The sequence below is a fragment of the Rheinheimera soli genome, assembly GCF_021290985.1.
Classification (GTDB): Bacteria; Pseudomonadota; Gammaproteobacteria; order Enterobacterales; family Alteromonadaceae; genus Pararheinheimera; species Pararheinheimera soli.
The window spans coordinates 1-21,305 of the sequence record NZ_JAJOYU010000034.1 but is presented as its reverse complement, the minus strand read 5'-3'; the positions used below and the strand labels follow the sequence as shown (position 1 = coordinate 21,305).

Annotated in this window: 13 protein-coding genes; 6 read left to right on the top strand and 7 right to left on the bottom strand. The window is 41.2% G+C overall.

Annotation, left to right across the window (positions count from 1 at the left end; all coding sequences use genetic code 11):
• Positions 1 to 74: 74 nt before the first annotated feature.
• From LSG37_RS17990 to LSG37_RS17970, 5 genes are all read right to left on the bottom strand, one after another.
• Positions 75 to 1,316: a restriction endonuclease subunit S gene (locus tag LSG37_RS17990; RefSeq protein WP_233081188.1), complete on the bottom strand. Its 1,242-nt coding sequence runs from the start codon at positions 1,314 to 1,316 to the stop codon at positions 75 to 77.
• Positions 1,309 to 2,940: an HsdM family class I SAM-dependent methyltransferase gene (locus LSG37_RS17985; RefSeq protein ID WP_233081187.1), complete on the bottom strand. Its 1,632-nt coding sequence runs from the start codon at positions 2,938 to 2,940 to the stop codon at positions 1,309 to 1,311. The genes LSG37_RS17990 and LSG37_RS17985 overlap by 8 nt, the downstream gene beginning before the upstream one ends.
• Positions 2,941 to 2,962: 22 nt before the next feature.
• The gene (locus tag LSG37_RS17980; RefSeq protein WP_233081186.1) at positions 2,963 to 6,136 is read right to left on the bottom strand and encodes a type I restriction endonuclease subunit R; all 3,174 of its coding nucleotides are present in this window, start codon (positions 6,134 to 6,136) and stop codon (positions 2,963 to 2,965) included.
• 151 nt (positions 6,137 to 6,287) lie between these two features.
• On the bottom strand, positions 6,288 to 6,602 hold the full coding sequence (locus LSG37_RS17975) for a hypothetical protein (protein ID WP_233081185.1): 315 nt from the start codon (positions 6,600 to 6,602) through the stop codon (positions 6,288 to 6,290).
• 330 nt (positions 6,603 to 6,932) lie between these two features.
• Complete coding sequence (locus tag LSG37_RS17970) at positions 6,933 to 7,433, bottom strand: hypothetical protein (protein WP_233081184.1); 501 nt, start codon at positions 7,431 to 7,433, stop codon at positions 6,933 to 6,935.
• A gap of 397 nt (positions 7,434 to 7,830) precedes the next feature.
• Between LSG37_RS17970 and LSG37_RS17965 the strand changes: the two genes are divergently transcribed.
• Together LSG37_RS17965 and LSG37_RS17960 are read left to right on the top strand one after the other, a co-directional pair.
• A complete protein-coding gene (locus tag LSG37_RS17965; RefSeq protein WP_233081183.1) occupies positions 7,831 to 11,931 on the top strand; it encodes an HTH domain-containing protein in 4,101 nt (1,366 codons plus the stop codon).
• Complete coding sequence (locus tag LSG37_RS17960; protein WP_233081182.1) at positions 11,924 to 13,771, top strand: hypothetical protein; 1,848 nt, start codon at positions 11,924 to 11,926, stop codon at positions 13,769 to 13,771. The genes LSG37_RS17965 and LSG37_RS17960 overlap by 8 nt, the downstream gene beginning before the upstream one ends.
• A 165-nt stretch (positions 13,772 to 13,936) precedes the next feature.
• Here the strand turns inward: LSG37_RS17960 and LSG37_RS17955 are convergent, their stop codons facing one another.
• The gene (locus tag LSG37_RS17955; protein ID WP_233081181.1) at positions 13,937 to 15,319 is read right to left on the bottom strand and encodes an N-6 DNA methylase; all 1,383 of its coding nucleotides are present in this window, start codon (positions 15,317 to 15,319) and stop codon (positions 13,937 to 13,939) included.
• The gene (locus LSG37_RS17950) at positions 15,309 to 15,899 is read right to left on the bottom strand and encodes a restriction endonuclease subunit S (RefSeq protein WP_233081180.1); all 591 of its coding nucleotides are present in this window, start codon (positions 15,897 to 15,899) and stop codon (positions 15,309 to 15,311) included. The genes LSG37_RS17955 and LSG37_RS17950 overlap by 11 nt, the downstream gene beginning before the upstream one ends.
• A 171-nt stretch (positions 15,900 to 16,070) precedes the next feature.
• Here LSG37_RS17950 and LSG37_RS17945 point away from each other — a divergent pair, with 171 nt between their 5' ends.
• From LSG37_RS17945 to LSG37_RS17930, 4 genes are all read left to right on the top strand, one after another.
• Positions 16,071 to 16,883 carry a TnsA endonuclease N-terminal domain-containing protein gene (locus LSG37_RS17945; RefSeq protein WP_233081179.1) on the top strand — a complete coding sequence of 271 codons (813 nt, stop codon included), beginning with the start codon at positions 16,071 to 16,073 and terminating at the stop codon, positions 16,881 to 16,883.
• Positions 16,876 to 19,131: a TnsB C-terminal domain-containing protein gene (locus LSG37_RS17940; RefSeq protein ID WP_233081178.1), complete on the top strand. Its 2,256-nt coding sequence runs from the start codon at positions 16,876 to 16,878 to the stop codon at positions 19,129 to 19,131. The genes LSG37_RS17945 and LSG37_RS17940 overlap by 8 nt, the downstream gene beginning before the upstream one ends.
• Entirely contained in the window at positions 19,121 to 20,650 is a 1,530-nt protein-coding gene (locus LSG37_RS17935) for an ATP-binding protein (RefSeq protein WP_233081177.1), read from the top strand. The genes LSG37_RS17940 and LSG37_RS17935 overlap by 11 nt, the downstream gene beginning before the upstream one ends.
• Positions 20,647 to 21,305 (top strand): TniQ family protein (locus LSG37_RS17930; RefSeq protein ID WP_233081176.1); only part of this gene is annotated, 659 nt, incomplete at its 3' end. The genes LSG37_RS17935 and LSG37_RS17930, both read left to right, overlap by 4 nt.

Genomic DNA, 21,305 nt, shown 5'->3' with positions numbered 1-21,305 from the left:
GTTCTATATCAGAAAATTACTCATCAGTAACGATGTGGCATTGAATATCACCAAAAACCTAAACGCAGTGTTAATTATTTTACTGTCACCTGACCGTTCATTAGCATAGGAAGAAGCCAGTCTCGAAGGCTTTTCAGCTCGTTGTTCTCAAGACTCCGCTCGAAAATCATTTTGTTGTAATTAGTCACTACTTCATCATAGTTTTTGAGTAAATCAGGAGTTGGGTAAGCTAACGTCAATGAGTGTAAGTCGTTTTTTGTGATTGAACCGAAGGTTGTACCTTCAGAATTTCTTCGATCAAAAATCTGTTTGAAATACTTCATAACGTAGAAGAGAAAGCCGTCTGACTGGGTTTTGCTGTTTAATGCAGCTAAACCTCGGCCAATGCAGCAGTCTGTGTTGGCAATGTTCATGTCACCCACGGGCGCTCGAACACTTAGCAGAATATCACCTTTCTTAGCCATACGACTGGGGGCTGTGGTGTACTGTCTCGTGGTCGGGAAAAGCCATCCGAAATCGGTGCAACCTTGATAAAAAATGGTTCCAGTACCTTCTTCGTTATATGAGCTTCCGTCTGGTGATTGACCCATCGTAATATTGGCGATTTGAGAGAGTGTTTTGTCGCTCCATCCCACCGGAATTTCCCGCTTGAGTGCTGAGTTATAAACCATTTTACCGCCGGAGGTTTTATAGGGGTTGCCGTTAGCATCTGGGAAATCAAACTGCACAAACCAATAGTCATACAAAGTTTTTGCCATTGCTTCCAACTCGACGTTGACGCGGTTGTTCAGTACGATTTTTTTGTCAATTGCTTGTAAAACAGCTGCCGCTGCCTTTTGTTCTTCAATAGGCGGCAGATTTACTGGGAATTGACGAATTTGTTTTAAACTTATGTGCGGAACCAATGAACCAGTGGTAATTCTCTTGATGTAGGTTGTAAACCAAGGACTTCCAACGATGTATTTCAAATATCCAATATCCAAGTCACTGCTGCCACGTAATCTTGCTGTTCGCTGAACTAGTAATGCTGGCAGATCACTATTGATTATTTGACTGTACTTTAACCCTGCACCAATCCACGGACGATCCATTGCCAGTACAATATCGCCTTCGTCAAGTAGATACTCTTGAAAGTCTTTGAGTTGTTCGACTGGCCACTTTTTAGCGTCACTCCAGTCCATCGTCCCCTGTGAAATGTTATCCCCTCGTAAAAGTCTAACATCTTGATGACCTTCAGAATAAAACTCACTTTTAAACGGGAAGCCTGTAAAAACATTAGCAACTTTGCCTAGGGTTGTTTCACGCCAATTATTCATATTTTAACCCTGCCAACTGCTTTTTTATATCTGCTTCTAATTCACGTGACTGGTTAAACAGGCTTTCTAAGTTGTTGGTAAAACTCTGTATCTTCTGCGCAAACTGCTTTGGGGTAATATCCTTGTACTCGATTTTGACATCGAAGTATTGGCCTGCGCTTAATGAATAGTTCTTGGTTTGAATATCTTCATAGCTGACAGTAACTGAAAAATCCTCTGCTACTTTTTTAAAATTAAAGGTATCAATAATACGTTGTTCTTCAATCTCACTAAGAACGGTCTTTTGGTTCTTACCGTCTTTGATTTTTTCACCCAAATTAGACGCATCAATCAGTACGACTTTGCCTTTATTGCTACCATCAATAAACAAGATTGATACATTGGTGCCGGTTGTGGCGAATATATTGGAGGGCATGGATACCACCCCAGCCAGCATTTTGTGTTTCACCAGATATTCGCGAATACCTTTATCAATACCCGATTGCGCGGTGATAAAGCCGGTCGGTACAACCACAGCTGCTTTACCGTTGGGTTTAAGTGAGTAAATGATATGCTGTAAGAACAACTGGTAGATTTCCATCTTGTCCTTAGCTTTGGCTTTAACTTTTGGGATGCCAGCGAAAAAACGATCTTTATTTTCTTTGCTGTCGAGTGTGTCGCGAAAATCACTGAAGTCTAACTTGAAAGGTGGATTGGACACAATGTAATCAAATTTCTTTAACTGAGCTCCATCTTTATGATGAGGGTGGCGCAAAGTATCACCCTCGATAACATTCGGAATAGAATGGACAAGATTATTAAGAATGAGATTAAGTCGAAGCAAATTGGACGATTTCTTTGAAATGTCTTGGGTATAGATGCTGCAACGGTTCTCGCCAATCGCATGGGCCACATTCATCAATAAAGTACCAGAACCCGCAGATGGGTCGTAACAACTGACGTCTCTGACTTTGCCTTGTTGTTCGGCGGGCACCAGAATAGCAGCCATAATGCGAGCTACTGCGTGTGGCGTGTAATACTCGGCATATTTACCGCCAGAATTACTGTTGTAGTCTTTGATTAGGTACTCAAAGATAGCGGCGTAGAAATCGAATTTCTGCGTAAAAATCCGTTCAAAACTAAACTCAACCAACTTATTAATAATCGCTTTGCAAAATGCATCCCGCTTAGAAACCGTCACGTTTTCGCTAATGCGGGTGAAGAGCTGAACCTTTTCGCCGGAATCTGTCATTACAGCAAACACATCATTGTTCGCTATCGCGATATCGATCAAAGTGTCATCAAATAAACGTGCGAAGTCAGGCTCGTTTTGTTTGTTAAATAAATGGCTGAGGAAATGATGAGGTTTTAAGTGTGCGGTATCACCACTCATTTGGAGCTGAAGCATTTCCAGCTCGTCCTCTCCCATAGCAATCAGAGCGTCTTCCCATTTCGCAGCGCTGGCAACCTTTTCGTCGATTTTTTTAGCTTCAAAAGCAAACTTGTCATTTAGAAACTTGTACAAGAATACTTGGGTGATTATTTCGAATTCACCCGTACTGTTTCCCAAACCATTATGTGCACAAATGCTTTTTAGGCTGTCGATCAGCGTCTTGGTTTTTAATTCAAACTCTTGTTCTACCATGTGTTTACTGCTCTTTTAGCGTTTAACGGGCTCTGCTGCCTGTATTAAATTCTTTCAGGTACTCCGCGACGACCAGACGATTAATAAATCTGGATGCGTTGGCATTGAGTTGTATTTTTTGCTGCTTCATAAAGCGATTGATCACCAATGGCATCATCTGGCGTTCAAAGTAGCCTTCGTTATCCAATATTTGGCTGTTATTAAGTACTTGTTCGTCAGCATCTTGCTTTACACCGCTTAGAGCTTCGAAAATCTTGCGTTCGTTTTCCGAAACTTCACCGTGCTCTTTTAAGCGTTTGTGTATCCGCGTGTATTTAGCATCGCCCAAGTACTTTTGCCGCAGTTGATTGTTTTGGCGGTTTATCTCTTTAACACGGTCGTGAATTTTATTCAGTGCGTCGATATTCGCAACCATTTCAGCTTGTGTCACTTCGCTGAGATTCTTTTTCTTAAACAGTCTTTCTAACTCTTCTTTCAGGCTGATGAATTTAGGGTCTTGTTGATCAAAGTTGCTTGCCAGTGCCTCACGGGTTTGCCGAAGGGTATTTTTTAACTGGTCAGCCAGAACAAGCTCTTCTTCGCTAACTTTGATGAAGCGAAACACAACATCTTCAAGCGCAATATTGAGCAAGTTGGTGTTATCTTCACCTTTCTCGATGCTTTCTTTTAGATTGAGCATGTCGAGGTGATTGCAGGTTTCCCGATAAAGTATGTTTATTTTGGCAAAATCGAGATGTTCCAATAACTTATAGTCGCCTTGCAGGCGGATTATATTATACAAGCTCTTCGCGTTCTCTAGCGCCTTTTTCAAGGCTAAAACAGTTTCACGATCCTTGATTTGGTTGATTTGATCGGAAAATATTTCTGCATTTTCGATATCAAAGCGGAACAATACATCTTTGATATGCTCAATTTCCTCAGTGATTTCTTCCTGAGATTTGAACAGATATGAATAGTGCTCCATTTCATCGCCAAGCTCTGACTGAAGCTCTTCAAAGTAGGCTTTGTTAGTGGCATCAAATTCTTTGCGTATGTCGGCAAAGTCCACTACGTAACCATAACGGAAATCTTTGTAGGTACGGTTTACACGTGTGAGCGCTTGTAGCAGATTGTGCTTGCGGATCACCCGACCTAAATAGAGTTTTTTCAACCGTTTAGCATCAAACCCTGTCAGCAGCATGTTGTAAACAAACAGGAAGTCGATCTTGCCTGCTTTGAAGTCTTCCACCCAGTCTTTACGTTCTTCTTTAGTGCCAATATCGTGCAAGATGAGGGCTGCATTTTTCACTTTGCCCTTTGACGATTTCTTTTGAGTGTCGTGAGGTCCGTCATTAGCTGATGAGTCTGAAGCCTCATAATCAGCTTCGTCTTCGGCTACCTGAGGTAGATCAAATTCCAGAGTGCTGCATTCTCCAGTTTCCTGCGTTTTGTGTTCGGCATATTTTTCACAGAACAGCTTGAACATTTGCTTGGCTTGTTTGGAGCTATCGCAAATGACCATGGCTCCTATGCTCTCATCGTTAAACGCTGCACGACTTTTTTCAAAGTCGGTGACTATGTACTTCAGCATGGGTGTCACAAACCTATGGTCGGAATACAAGTCCTCCCTTTCGATGGAACCTTGCTTTAACTCTATTTCTGCCAACGCCTTTTCAATTTGAAGTTTGTATTCGGTAGATATCGCTTCCCGGATTAGGCGAAGAGTGTAGCCATCGGCAATAGATGCGTTGTAGTAGTATTTATGGATGTAGTCGCCAAAGATCTGTTTAGAGCTGATCGCTTTGAATTCTGGATTTTTTTTGGCTTTTTCTTCATCGACAATCAGCGGTGTGCCCGTGAGCGCGATCTTAATGGCGTGAGGATCTGACTGGTAAAGATTAGCTAAAAAACTCCCATGCGGGTTATAGCTGCGGTGTGCCTCGTCTAGAAAGAAAATTCGCTGGACGTTGATGTCGTAGTCTTTGGTAGACAGCACATCTGGGTCATCCTCAAACTTCTGAATATTCACAACTGTTATTTCCGGCTTGCCGGAATGGTTGTGAATCACCTGAGTGGCCTTAATGTCTTTTGCAAAGGCTTCACGAGAGCTAATGGTGTGGACTGTCAGACCACGCGCAGTGAATTCCCTTTGTGATTGCTGCAACAGGTCGAGCCTGTCAACGATGAAGTAAAATTTGGGAATGACCTGCCGCTTTTGAAAGTAGTCAGTTAAAAAGCGCACATTGTAGAAGGTCAGGGCTGTTTTTCCGCTACCTTGGGTATGCCAAATAATCCCTTTCTTTACGCCCTCATTAAGTCTGCGCTCAATAGCTTTTGTAGCAAACATCTGCGGGTAACGCATTATATGCTTCTGCAAGCCATCGGTTTCAGAAACGTAAGCCAGAGCATAACGCAGAATAAATGCCAAACGGTCGCGACTAACGAGGGAAGTACAGATCCGGTTTGTTGGTCGCTCGGGCTGCTTATTAGTTTGGAACTCTGGGTTGCTGCGGATAACTTCCAGATTGTTATCTTTCAATACTCTAAGCTCATCTTCCGTAGATAAGGGCTTTAGTAGTGCAGTCAGATTCAGTATATCTTCTTCACGGAAGTAGTTGAAAACGGGTTTATGATAAGAGCTGCTTGCGTAGAAAGCGCCTTGTACAGGTTCAGGATCACCGTCGTCATATTCCATATTGTTGGAAAAAATCATGAATTGGGTGATGTTGGCGAATCGTCTGAATTTCGGATTCTGGAAACGCTTATTGATGCGTGAACGCTCGGCCAGAATACCTTCCCGATTGTTAGGTTTTTTCACCTCAATAAAAATCAGCGGCATCCCGTTGATTAGCAGCGTAATGTCTGGCCGGAATTCTTCATCGCCGTTCTGGCAGGTTAGTTCCGTGACTACATGAAAGCTGTTATTGCTGAAGTTTTCGAAATCGATGAGTTTGGTATTTGAGCGTTCGGATAAGCGTTCAAAAAAAGCACGGCCTAAATCTTCGTTATCTAACAGAAGTTTCACATCGCTTAAGAGACGGCTTACGTCATTCTCTGTGATGCTTGGGTTTATTTTTTTTACCGCCGTGGCGAACAAATCAGGAAAAATATTGCTATCTATATCCCAAGTTTGATCTTTGAGAGAAAGGTACTGATAGCCTAAACGCATTAAATGCAGAATCGTTGGAATTTTAACTCGAGAATCTTCGTTAAACACTTAACTATCCTTGTTTGAGAATAACAGCGAGGGGCAGTATAACTTTAATCACCTGAAATCTCATTGCATTAAAAATCGGAAAGTATTCGGGAGTTTTATTTGCTCCCCATGGCTTACAAATATCTTTGCAAGTGATTTTAAATTAGTGAATTCAGTTACATTTACCAGCTTCGTATTTCAGAAAATTGATCTCATCAGGACTCAGACCACCACGCAGCAGCTCAAAGTCTTGAACTTGAATTTCAGATTTTTTCCCATCCCCTTCTGCCAAATATGTGCTTCCACTGCAAGTCTTTACTAAGTTATCCTTGGGAAGGATTTCGACAATCTTAGAAGTACAAACATAGTCCCCAACTGAAAACCTACTTGTCATATCTTGCGTGCAAATGCCCCATAAGACACGACCCACCAATAGGTCGTTGTCGTAGATAGAGACGATATGCCAGTCTTTAACCTTCGTATTCATAAGCAAATCCCGGCTAATTGTGAGAGTTAAGATCAGCAACGCCATGGTTTTTGAAGCCAGCTGGCTGGAGCCTTGATTGGCACATGCCGCTATATCTACTGCCAGTTAACCCCGATTTTCTTTGCTTTTTCCGGCATTTCTTCAGTTGACGGGGATTCATGCGTTCTTGTCGGCGCATACGTGTTATATAACACTGCTGTCCCTTTGCCTTGCTTGCAGATATTGATGCAAATGTGGTTTGCTCACAGTGCTTAACCGGACTGACGGATTGCTTTCGTGTTTTGAAGCACTTAGATAGCTGAGCCTTATTCCTAATCGTCAGTTTGCGTTTCATGGTGATAGACCTTTGTCATTGAGTAAGAACTGAAATGCGAATTCTATTTCTCTAGTTAGCAGGTCAGGGTTCTGCTCATATTCGTGTTGAGCATATGCTGCACAAGCCTGAAACCAGAAACTGTCTCGCTCCGCCTTACAGTACTCAAAGCCTTCCGCTTTTTGCAGCCACATCAGAACACCTTCGGGACTTCCCATAAGCTCCTTGAAAGCCTGACGCAAGTAATACAAAGCAACATCGTCACTGACTACGTTGGCATGCAGTGGGAAATGGCGTGAGCAGTAAAGTCCGAATCGAAGAGTAGCGAGTACACAGCCATAGCTTGAAAGCAACTGAGCACCGGCTTGAAGTATATTCACTGATGTTACGTTCAAATCTACGTTGCGTAACCACAATGGCCAGAGCATAGCTTGGTAGTACGGGCCGAACTGGATAGCCACAGCCTCGATGTCTTCCAACGCATTTTTTGGCAGGACAAAAGACATATCAAGGTGCATAACTGGCTCCTGTGTTTAGCCTAAATTAGGGGCACACCTTACTGCAAACCTGTCCGTCTACGCCAAGATCCTTTGGCACCTAAAAATCGATGATTGATGAAAAAATAGCCTTTCACAAATGGGCATGATAAACTGAAAATAGGTTCAACTATATGTTTTTAAACATTATTTTTCACTTTATTATTTGCTTTTATTTTCCTCAAAATATTTCGATTTCGTTGGTTTGGATGGTTGGCTTGTTAATCAGAACGTCCCAGCCAAATCCTATAATTAAGTTTTAACTAGATTTGGGAATTTAATCGTTACACCTTATCTAAATCAGTGACTTTGAATTTCAAACCAGATAATGAGACATTAAGTCATGTAATCTTGTTTTTGTGCCATAAGGAAGAGCCAATTGGAAAAGAATAAAGGGCACGATCTGTTAAATAAAACTATTGATAATCTATGGTCATTCTTTAGACCATCACCAATAAAGATTGTTGTATGGCCTCTTATATCGGCTGGCATTGTAAATCTCACCCCTGCATGGTGGGTCTCAATAGCAAATTTTGCTCTAGAACAGCAGGATTTCTACCCTGATCTAAAAGTCCCAGTTTTTCCAACAGATCATCTGACAGGGTGGGGATTGGTAATTATCGGTGTCATTGTGTTTATGTTTGAGAGATGGATGCAAGTAAGGCAGATAGCAGCAGAAAAATCCGCGATATCAGACATAAATGACTTCTCCAAACAAACAGCATCTGAAGTTGTTGAAGCATTGCTCGATAATGGAATTACAGTTCCAAATGGTCAAGATGAAAAAATATTACAGCGGCTAAATGAAATTACTGCTCTAAGATTTTTTGGTAGTTATCCCAAATGCAGCAAAGTTATTGAGCTAGCCGAGATGATTTTGACTGGCGAGTTAAGAGGTGGCTCTCGAAATATAAAGGCTAAAGCGTTAGCTTTACTGGGACGATATATCTGCCATGATGATATTGAACTATGTAATTCATATATATCTGAATCTAGAAGACTAGCTAGTACGGACGAGTTACTTGTTGCAGATGCTTTTTTAGCTAGTGCGAGAGGCAACATCTCAGAAGCAATTCAAACACTCCTGAATAATCTTACTCCATTAAATTTATCTGCAACTTTTATAATTAAACGTCATTATCATGGAGATAATGATGCGATCACTTGGTTGCTTAATTCAGGTCTAACGATCACTTCGCTAGATTCAGACGGTCAGCAATCACTGATATCTGCTTTACTGAATACAAAACAATGGCAACGAGTATTAGAAGAAGTAGAACTGCTTGGCAATCACAAGGAAATCAAATCTGTTGCCCTAGCCCATATGGCGGCCTTTGCTTGTTTATGTAACTCAATTAATGTTGAAGATTTAAAAGAGGTTGTTCTACAAAATATTCCTTTTGCAGCAGAGTTATTTCCTCTGGCGGACGATCAGCAATCTGTGCAGCATAGGTTAAAGGCTATAGATCTCTTTAGCTTAAGTTCTTCCCTTGCAAAATCGTTTTCAGCGGACGAAATAAGTATACTTTCAGATAAATATGCACTGTGGCTAAGGCTCAGAACAACTGATACACAAGCAGAAGCATATGACGAATTACTTGAGCATTTTTCTGATGTTTCGATAACTGCTCTCAAGTACCTGCCTTTTGCTCATGCTTTCCGTGTGAATCTTGATTTCACAAAAATTGAGATTGAGTTGAACAAGCTTTCTGCCTTATATGGTGTTGAAAATACAGATATTGGTATCGCAAGATTTGTGCTTGCTCATAAAAAAGAGAGCTTTACCAGCGCATTAGTGTATATCCGAAGCCATAGGGAATCTATTGAGTATGCTGTCGGTTCTGATTGGGTCAAAATGTTTGAAATTGAGGCCCTTGCTGGTTCAGGTCTAGTAGATGAAGCTGAAAAATTACTACTCGATGATTGTTCGATTGATGAGGAACAGAAAAAGCGCATCAAAAACATAGTAGCGGCTAAAAGAGGCGAAAATCCAGTTGCGTTAGTAATCGCTCAGTACAAAGAATCTAGTAGCATCAGTGATTTGAGTAGATTGGTTAGTTTGTTGTCTACGTCAGGGCTGAATGATGAATATCTGAACTATGCAAGTGAACTATGGAGTCATACTAAAGCTGAGTCAGATGCAATTGAACTTGCTAATGCATATTCAAAAACCGGGAGATTTTCTGAACTTGACCAGTTTCTGCTGGACAACAACGACATTGTAGAAAAGAGCAAACCGTTACTGATCCACAAAGCATGGGCGCACTTCAGAAATGGAGAGCTAAAAGCTTGTTCTGAACTGGTTAATAGACTCATAGTAATTGAAGATTTCAGGCTTGATATTGAAAAACTGGAAATTCACCTGCAAATCTACAGTGGGAATTGGTCAGCGTTGGCGAGCATAGTGGAGAAACGTTGGGACGAAAAAGATAAACTTAAAAATTACCAACTTGTAGAAACAGCAAATATTGCGAAAAGTGTTTTGCCAGAAAGAGCAAAGGACATACTTGAGTATGCCACGCAAAAATTTCCCGACGATCCTGAAGTGTTGGCAGCTGCCTATATAACAGCAACGTCTTTAGGCTGGGAAAGCAGTGAAGTGTCATCTGATTGGCTTGGTAGAGCCGCATCCTTATCATCGGAAGGGGATGGTCCAATACGCACGGCGTCTTTCGATGAGTTGAAAAGAATCATTTCTGAACAACGGGTCCGAAATCAAAAAATATATAAAGCATATCTAGATAATGAAGCACCGATTTTCACAATTGCTAAGTTACTTAATAGAAGCCTTTCTGATTTCTACCTTATTCAACCATTTGAAAATGTTAAAAGTTCAGCGTCATTCAGAAAAAGTGTCATCGCTGCTTTTGATAACAACAGAAAAGAAAAAGTAATTAGTAATCATTCGGTAGCCATTGATGTGTCTAGTGCTTTAGTTCTTGGTTATATAGGTCGATTAGATTTACTTTTTAAAAATTTTGAAAAAATTATAATACCTCATTCATTTTTCTTTTGGTTATATGAAGAGAAACAAAAAATTTCTTTCCATCAACCCAGTCAAATAGAAAAAGCAAAAGAATTTGAATCTTTACTTCTGGATGAATTTATCCAAGTTGTAAAGCCTAATATTATACAAGAACCAAAGCTTGCATTAAATGTTGGCGACGAGCTTGCGATGTTGCTTGAACTTTCTAAGACAAATGAAGAGCATGGATTTCAATGTTTAGTTGTATGCTCGTATCCATGTCATCGTATAAATTCATTTCGTTCAGAAGAGGTTGATCTTTCAAACTATAAGAATAATGTTATATCATGCGTTGCTCTGATAAATAGACTAAATGATCTATCTATGTTGAATGATTCAGAGTATCAAAGCTCTATTCGATATCTGGAACGAAATCAACATGGTAATGTATGGCCAGAAGAGCCGGAAATAGAAGACGGAGCTGCTATCTATTTAGACTCGCTGACATTAGATTATCTTTTAGATATGGGCTTATTAGATAGATTTAAGAATGCAGGTATTAATATTTATGTTCATTATCAGGACCGTATACGTTATAAATCACTAAGAAGTTATGATGCGACAGTGAAGAAAGTAGGAATAATACTGGATAAAGTAAAATCTGCTTTTGAAGATGGACTGAGATCCGGGCAAGTTTTTTTATCTAAGTCTAGAGAACGCTTAGATGATAATGAAAATTTTTTCTCAACATCGCCTACTTCTGAGCTGTTTCAAGAGGGAGTTTGTTTTCCTGCTATTGTGATCGATGACAGATATGTAAATAAGCACTCACACATTGAATTAGGCTCAAATAATGTTGAAATATATACAACATTGGACCTTCTGTTTACCGTATTTAAAAATGAAATTTTAGATGCCGATAGCTACTTTTCATATCTGAGTTTGCTAAGAGATTCTGGGTTTTGTGTCGTGTCGATGTCAGAGAGCGAGATTCACTATCATCTTGAAAAAACGTCAGTGAAAGATAATAAAATATGCCCCAATAGAGAATTAAAGGCTATAAAAGATCATCTTTCTTTATTAAAAACTAGTGGAACTATAAAGCTACCACGTGATGCAGATTGGCTACTTGCAACCTTAAGGAATCTATCTAGGTCAATTTTTCGACAATGGACGATAGATATTAGTCTTGATGAAAGGATTGCGAGGTCTAATTGGTTGTACGAGCTAATAGACTTTAGATCTTGGGCTCAGTGCCATGAAATTAGACATGAAGACGGTCTTGGCTATAACGGCGAGTTTTTACGTGTAAATTTGTTACTGGTAGTCCCCGCAGAAAATATTGATAAAAATTTGAAGTCTGAATATGAAAATTGGGTGGAAAACCATGTGCTCATTCCTTTAAAAGAGAATGACTTAGCAAGCTTTAATATTTTAGTCTCAAGCCTAAAAAGACAGATTGCACAAACAACAGATAAAGGTATCTCAAAATTACAGGAGTTATCTCATGGATGAATTCGACACAGATAAATCCTATTTTGCAGGGCATTTGATTGACATGTTCCCTGCTTTCATCCGAAGCGAGATTCTTCAGGATTCGATTTTTTGCAGAGATGTTGATGTATCAGTTGATGCCACCCTATCCTTTGGCGATTCAGGTGTTGAATTACCACGCTCCAAGCTTTTCAATGCGGTTAGAAATGCTTTTTTGTCTGAAGGGGGATTTTCCATATTAGAAGACGAAGTCGGTAGCAAAACCGAGATAACGGTCAATATTAATAATCCGAGAACAGTACAAATACTATCCGGTGGGAATTGTTTTAATAGTGATATTTTTTGGCCTTTAAACCCGGACAAATTAATTAGGTTATCTATTTTCAAAGATATTTCCAAAGAGCGACGTTTATCACAGCAGGATATCGCTAGGCTGGCCGATGTATTAAGTGGTGATATGGATGACGTGTCTGTAGACGAAGTCATTGAAGATATTAACTTTACACCAGTTTACATTGAAAGGATGCTTAGAGAGGACACAAGACGTGGTTCTAGTAAAATTGAGGGCCTCGTCCCCAGTAGCATTAGATACTACGAGAGACTCGTTGGCGCATATTCCAGTAGTCGCAATATTTTAGATTACTCAACAAATGAACTTAAAAAACATTTTTCGGGTACTGAGTTTACTCACTTTGATTTGATTTTTTGTGCACATTCTTCAATAGCAAAAGCTATTTATGCCGAATCCCAACGAATGCCTAGCTTCAAGGAAGTTATAAGATTAGCATTTGAATCCAATAATCCTTTTTCTTTAATCTGCTGTCTGGAAATAGGCCTGCTAATGCCGACCTGTGAACACAAAGATGATCTTTTAAAGATACTTAAGTTACTCACAGAAATGTGTTCAGATGGTCAAGTGAAGAGTTTGATTTATCTTTTTATTTTTATAGATGGTGAGTTAACTCGATTAGGATTATTCAACGGAAAACCAGCTTTTTATAGGAGATTGGCTGCTTTTGGGCAGGCATCTTTAATTACCAAAGTGATGACGGAGCAGCGGCGTAGTTTCGAAGACATAGATAAATGGGCTGTCGAAGAGCGGGGATTAATTTTTTTCTGCCAAAGCTTGATTGACCTTAGAACAGAACCTAGATGGTTGCCTGACTATGCGTCATCAGAGCAGTTACTCGATGACATCCGAGGTCGATTGAACTCAGCGCTTGCCAACTCCGGCAATCAGGAACTTGTACAAGAGTTACAAAGCGAAATACATATAGAACAATCGCTACCATTGAGTGCTTTTTTTGCAGGAGCTCTTGAAGGTAATGTTGATGCGAAGAGTATTCCCGATGAGATAGGCAAGATAATCGAAGATGCTTTACAAGGAGAGGCGTCATTAGAAAATCTAACCGCATTAATTAATGTTGTTCAGATTGGTAAGGTTGATTCCAAGTACGCGGAACTAGCAGCATCTTTGCTTGAAAATTGCCAGCATCAGCTTGAAGGAAATGTTAATAAAGATGTAATTATCCAGATTCTCAGAGGGTTGGCTATTATTTCAGCACATGTGAGAAGTCCAAGACTCGCCACTTCGGTAATGGTTTTGAGTAGAGTCTATAGGGACTACTTGGAAGTCAATTCTTATCCTGATCACCTGTTCGCTATTGGTTTAATCGCTGCGGCTGCTTACGAGAACAAAGACGAATGGGCTGATTTTGTGGGGCAGTGGGTATTTGAAATAGCGAATTTGAATCTTGATGATGAGACTAAGAATAGGCTGAATATGTTTCTAAAACAGATTTGTGTATTGGAGCCCTACCTTTTTTATACATGTTCAAATGCATTGGAGATTTTGAAATAGACTAATTTCTATTCAAGTATTCATCTAAAGGTATACATTGATGATCAATGCCCTAAAACTTCAATTGGGCCAGATTTTGAAGTATTTTCAAACTCATTAGTACAATTGAAAGTTAAGTCTGCATCCAAAACGATGCATGTTGATATGCCTTTGGTTTAGCCTCCGTCAGTTAAGCGTTTTACTTATATTGTCGATTAACTTGTTGGTTATTCGCTGTTGTCTCGAGAGCGCACTCATGGTGTCATCAAAGTTTATGTATTCGTGATGTTCATCTAAGGTTGCGACGTAAGCGGCGACATTCAAGGAGCACTCATTCTGGATGACAGTGCTTGTAGTAACTAGCACGAGTTCTGGTTTGGTTGCATCCGAAGTGTGATACAACGCAGCTATTTCATCCAGATTGTCTAACTTGTTGATACCATTTTCTAGGTAGCAGTATCTGCTGGCATCAATAAACTTCACCGGCTCTGATGCCAAACGGTTTTTCTTCAGAATAGTTGCGAATAAAGGAACTGTTCTATAATCAATCAACTTTGCTGGCAGTTGTATCACAGCGTCAATCAAATTGTTTTCCAGTAAAAGCTTTCGGGATTTAAAGTCGGCTTGACGCACAAGCGGCCCCAGACCCGTTATAACGATCGCTTTGCCATCGGCTTTTAACGAGTACAACATGTGATGTATAAGGGCGTGCTCCCAATACCGCGATACCAACACCTCTTTCGGAACGCGGTCCTCTTCAAAGTTACCCGCGAGTTTTTTTGTCTGCTTGTGAGCCGTTGCCATTCCGTCGATTTCTGCGGACATGCTTGGTTGGATCAAGGTAAATGCAAGATCAAAATGCAGCTTGCCAATATTCGGTGTAGGTGACATCGAAAACGAATTCATGGCGTTGATTGATGCTGCACCCGCGATCAGTAGCTTGTGATAAATGTAGATGGATGACTGATTTACGCTCTCGGTCGTGAACTGTACTTCTTCGTTTTGCAGAGCAAATTCAACCGTCGCTTCACCGAACATCGCGTAAGGGTCGTAGACACTTGCTTTGGCCTTAACTGCTGCAAGCTTTGACACCAAGTACGCAAAATTGAAAGGCAAAGTCTGATAGTTAAAGTCTCGGCTGAAGATATTTGAAGAGTTCATTGCTTGAAGTCGTTGCAATATTCTGTCGTAAAGTTCGATCGCTTGAGTCTTATCTAACTTTGAAAACAATGTATCCGTTGAAAGCTCACGAATTTCGTTGAGCAAATTTTTAGTCTTTTCCGACGAGGCGTAGGCGGATATACGTTTTTGTAAATCCTGCATGAACTTAATGATTGCCGGGCTTTGTTCATCGCTAGTAACATAAGAGGCTACTTTGTGTTCTGGTTGCACAAGCTCATCCAACAAACACCAAACTCTCGAGTTAGCTGGCGACGTTTGAACCATCAGTGCACACGTCAATACACTAAGAAATAAATCTCTTTCTACGATAGTGTCATGAGTAAAGCCAATGTGTTTATAGCTTTGAAGCGCATTCAGAACCAGTTTTTCGATATCGCTATTTGTCATTAAGCTGCTCCCACACCACATTCGAGAATTTATCTAGTTGCTGCTGTCTTTGCTTTATCAGCAAATGATAAAGGTATTTTTCATTTGCGATACTGGTGTTTAGGTCGACTAACTCTTGTTGTTGATGCAGAGTCAAGTGTGTGGGTAGCTTAAGGCTGAGCAGAGTCTTTTTTGTTAGCGTACTTTGGTAGCTCCCGCCGCCATTCCTAGCAAACCAATCTTGCACTGGTTTACTGTTCAAATATATCGCGAGGTAAGCAGGTAACAACTTTGTTTTATCTGGCACAGTCAGAATGAAAAAATGTTGGTTAGCCACGGTGTTCGTTGGTACATCATCAAGATAGATCGCATGTTTAGTGGGACCTTTTGCTATTAGCAAGACATCCTCATTTTGCAACCTCCGGATCTCTCTGCTTGCTGAGATATTCGTCTGGGCAAGATTGCTAAAGTGAATACTGTCCAACTGATCCGTTCGCACATCTCGAAGCTGAATTACACTGTATTCGCTGCCCTCTTGATGTTCGATAGCTTTACTAAAAGTCCAGCCCGTGCGGATTGTAACTGTAACTTCTTCACTCATATTCGTTCCTCCTGCGGATTTAAACCTTATCACAAATTCTCACCTTCGTGGTGAGAATTTGACATTTCGATCGTTTTGATCAATGCTATTTATGCATTAACTCACCGAGGGGGTGAGAGGTGTCAATGATGGAGCATTTATATGCCGAAGAAGTAGAGAGTATCTATATCTATGAGTATGGGAAAAAAAAGGATTGGGGTTACCGAGGCCCTGCGAACTCAGCATTTACAAGAGTTTGAACGTGGATTAAGCACGGGTAACTACAAGCCATATATCAGAACACAGGATTTCAGCTCGAAGGGGATCCGAGGACGAATTGCAGATCCGAACTCACCGGGCAGCAGCTATCACTGCATGTCGCTCAATGAAACCTTCAAGTTAATTGATTTATTTAGAAATCCAGAAATTTGCGACATCAAAGAGCAGTACGCCTACGTAAACTTGGAAAAATCAAAAAGCTTTGCGAAAGCATTGCAAATCCGTCACCCACGGTACAAGTGGTCACGTCTCGACGCCGCAATCACTTTTGATTTTTTTTGTACCCTCAGATCTGGGAGGCATCTTGTTGTTAGTGTTAAACCAGAGCGTGATATGGAGGAGCCCAGAGTTCAAGAGAAACTTCTGCTTGAGAAATCTATATGCGATTCAGAAGGTTACGAATACCTTCTGGTGTTAGATAGTGAAATTAAAACCGAGCAAAATCGGAATTTAATCCGCGTGCTCAAAGGGGCTAAACTAAACAATAAATTAGAAAAGATTTATCCGAAGTGGTTAAGTCATTTCTCACATTATTTGGTGCTGCTACCGCATGAGCCTCTTTCCGATTTAATCCAAAACGCTGCTACTTCCAACGATGTGAGCTATCAAGAATCGTTCAGATTGATGCAACATGCGTTTTGGATCGGCCATCTTGAATCTGACCCCGAGTTGCCGCTTTTACCGGAGCATTCACCTTACCTACTCGGGGTTGAATGTCATGTTTAATCGCAACTCTTTATTGATACCCAAACCTGCCAGCAAAACAGTTTTGTTCTCTGAAGTTGTGGTTGTTGTAGAAACATTTGTAGAGCGCGGTGATGTTTTTTTGTTGCCATACTTAACTTCGGGTCCCAATGCGACTCAGTTTCCAAACAGAAAACCATCGAAGTTTAAGCTTTCAGAGGTTGAGCAGCAGCTTGCGGAGGGGCTTTTTGAGACCGCCTCTATTGAGCTTGAATCATTCAAAAATCAGCCCGAGGAATTGTTTTATGACAAAGACGGCAAGCCCTATCCGTCGACTGTCGAGCGGGACCGACGATTCAAGATTGTCAGCAATTTACTGGCCCTAGGCGATGAATTGTTTTATCCGACACACGGTGCCGGGCTTGTGGCTAAAGTTGTGACAGATCTTGGTATTACACAATCTAACGCACAGCGCTATTTAAACCTGTTTTTTCGGGGCGGGCGCAACAAAAATGCTCTCATTCCTAACCGAGGCCGGCACTCAAGTGTAAGCAAATCTGGCGGTGGCCGGAAAGTGGGTAGAAAACAAGACGGATTTAAAGTCACGGGTATCAATGGCAAAGCAGTGCTGAAGCAAGATAAAGATTACATTCGTCGTATTGCAAAAAAATACTATGTATCGAAAAGTCGTAAATCAATTGCGCAGTGTTATCAACTCTTGCTTGACGAATACTACTATGAAAGCAGAAGTTTACAGTCCGATGGTACTTATCGTTATGTGTATAAAGAGCCAAACGAGCTCATAAGCAAATGGCAATTTCGTGACTGGTTGCCCCTCGTGCTTGGGTTGAATCGTCAACAAATACAAGCAATTCGGCGAGGTCATTCGCAGCATAAGCTCAACTTCGCGGGACGAACGGGCGATGCCGCTCCGAATGCCTTGGGACCCGGCCATGTTTGGCAGCTCGATAGCACGCCAGTCGATATCGAACTGGTCGCACCTTACGATCGTCGTGTAATTATCAGTAGAGTAACGCTTTATGTCATTCGTGATGTGTACACACGCTCGATTTGCGGAATACACATCGGGATTGGCCCCGCCTCTTGGGCTGAAGCTCGGCTCGCTCTATTTCATGCGATTCGCGATAAAGTCGGTTATGCACGCGAGTGCGGTTTGCATATCAGCAAAGAGGATTGGGAAGAGAGCGGATCCCCGTTGTTTCTGCTTGTAGATAATGAAGAATTCCAAAACAAAATCAGTGAGTCAGTCACTGCTCACATGAACATTAATGTGTTGTATGCACGCGCATATCAAGGAAATGACAAAGGGCTTGTAGAGTCTTCGTTTCATATGATCCACGCAATGATGCGAAATGAAGAAATCCCCGGTTTTAGATACAAGGGATTGATGGGACGTAACCGCAACATTCCCGTCAACACTGCATGTCTTACGCCATGTGACTTAAAGAAAATACTGATTATTTACGCGATTAAGCACAATTGCACAATATGGAAAGAAGATTATCCGATTGAACAGCGGGCGATGTTCGACGGCGTCAAACCCGTTTGCCGTGAATACTGGCGGTGGGGAGAGCGCAATCGTGGCTATTACCTAAGCAAACCAAATGAGCGAGAACTCTATTTAAATTTGTTAGAGGTCGGAGAGCTCACTGTTCATCAAACTCATTTGCATCTGAAAGATCATGCTATCAATTACAGTTGCGATTTTATTAGGGAATCAGGCTTTCAAGATAAACCAGTTTTAAAAGGAAAAATTCATAAGACGCTGAAATGTCGATATATACGCAGCGACATGAGCAGAATCTTAATTGAGTTTGAGGGAAAGCTTCGCATCGCGAAGCTGCATTCGGACCATCGTATTTTTGTAAATATGAGTTTGGATGAGATCAAAGAAGCCAAGGATCATTGGGCCGCTGTAAAGCAAGTTCATCAGAATGACGTGCTGGCCTCTCAAAGTAACTTGTCACAGCAAATGCAAGGGGTTGTTAATAAAGCGAAGCTGGCCAAAGAAGCTGATATTAAAGAACTCGGCATTTCAAACAACCTTGATACACGTCAGCAAGCAACAAGTGTGCTTGCCAAAGAAGCTGATGCAATAGAGTCAGAGAGACTAAATGAGGCTCTACTTGACCACGTTACAGGTGACGCGACTGACGTGTTGCCTGTGAAGCACGAAGATGAATCTTCAGTGCTTGACTATCAAACTGATGAAGAGGAGGAGGATGAATATAATTCACTGCTGGAGGAGATGTTGAACAATGAGTGTTAATCACAATGTCACTTACTACGATGCTACCTACAATTATGATTTAAATAGCTGCTATCACAACAATCCTTTTCTTCTGGCGTTGCCAAAGGCATTAAGCCAAGAGGATTTCCAACGGATGGTGTCCTATCGGCCTGATTTTACAGATGAATATCGTGAACTATCAGTTGCTGAGCGTTGCAAAATGGTGTGTGGCGTTTTCGACTTAGTTACACCCACTAAGCATTTTTATGATGTCTACGTCATTATGGAGCGGATGTTATTTAACTCTTATGTCAAACGCAGTGTTACCGAGGTGGACGCTGTTCGACGGCACTATGACGTTGCGATGCATAAGCAAAAAATTGACGCTCGCTGGAAGCGCACATCAGGAGAAAGTTTTGTGCTGACGGCGGATTCAGGATTTGGTAAATCAACGCTTATAAACCGCGTATTGGATTGTTTCCCGCAGGCGTTTATGCATCACGATTTTAATGGCAAGCATCTTGGGCAGGCCCAGATTCTGTGGATAAAAATTAAAATCCCGCCCGATTCATCGCGCAAGAGTCTTGCCGATCGGTTCCTACATGAAGTCGACCAATATCTGGGTACAGACTATGAAAAAAAAACCTCGGGTAAAAGAGTTGAGGAATACAATAAAACGTTCAAAACAATAGTTGAAACTTACAAACTGGGTTTGCTTGTTATCGATGACCTCCAAAATTTGAGTGTTGCGAAGTCTGGGGGGGATGACATGCTGCTGAACTTTTTTAGCAATCTGACAGACGATCTCGGGGTTGGTCTTGTTCTTGTCGGAACGCCCGACAGTACCGAGCATTTGACTAAGACATTTACTGCTTCACGTCGTCTTACTTCTGCTGGCGACATGCAGTTAACTCGTTACGAAAAAAATAGCAGTGTCTGGAAACTTCTTATTTTCAGCCTGTGGCGATATCAATACGTTAAAAATCCGACCAAATTGTTTGAGAGAGTGCCGGTCGCAACGCATGAAACAGATGCGAGTTTGCCACATAAACAGAAATATGAAACTAATGTGGTTGATGAGGCACTGTTCAATGAGATTTATGACATCAGCCGAGGGAATTTATTCATACTGAACTTCATGTTTGTCCAAGCGCAAATTATGGCTATGACGGATGCCAAAGGAGAATGCAAAAAAGAAGTGCTTGGAGTAGCCGCTTTTCGCAAGGCATTTAACCAAGGTTCACAGCTCATTAAAAAGGCAGTCGAAGCGATAAAGGGTGAAAATGAAGAATCTTATCGGGATTTAATTAAGACAGCACAACGTGTTGAATCACCAGAAAAAATTAAACTGATAGGAGAGCTGCAATGTCTAATTGAAGGAAAAAGATTAGATGTCGATTCTGGGCGTGTAGTTGAGGAATTACTTGCAGAATTAAAAGGCTATGTGATGAGCAAGCGTGATGAATTGATCACCAACAACGCCAACAAGCTCCTCAAAGCGCTGAAAGGCAGACTTAAAACAGTGGAGTCTGAAGAGATTCGAAAGGTGTCGAAATGAGATTACCTTTCTATTGTCCCCTCAAAGATGGCGAGCACCTGCTCAGTTGGTTTACCAGATATCATATCCTATCAGGAAGAAAGACTATGGCGTCCAGTCTCGGAATACTCGGTGTTTCGCGGAGTCAGTTGAAAAGCTACGACTTTAATGCAGCATTTTTAGCTGTTTCTAAGTTTTATCGTTCGGAGTTCGATAAGTCGTTCGCTCTCACAGAACATTCACCACTGCCATTATGGGCACTATCACATGGTTCCGGTTATTTTTCGGCTTGGAAGCAGGATGAAGAATTACCTTTCAGGGCTGTATTCGAACCTAACAAGCTGGGCGTACAGACTGCTTGGTCGTATTGTCGGCACTGCGCTGAAGAAGATAGAGAAAGCTTTGGTTTTAGTTACTGGCATACCGAGCACCAAATACCGGGAGCTGTGCTGTGCCAAAAGCATAACCAAAGGTTGACCATTGGTACTCAGGATCTAAAAGATATAAAGGATTTAAGCAATATTGCCTTACCCCATTCTTGCGACAACGTTCAAGAAGGAGAGGTTGAGGAATGGATGTTTGAGTGGAATGAATTTGTGCTTCGTGTGTTCAACGTGCTTAAAAGAAATTCGGATGCCGCAGATAAATTGAAAATGCAAATTCCTCAAATTCTTGG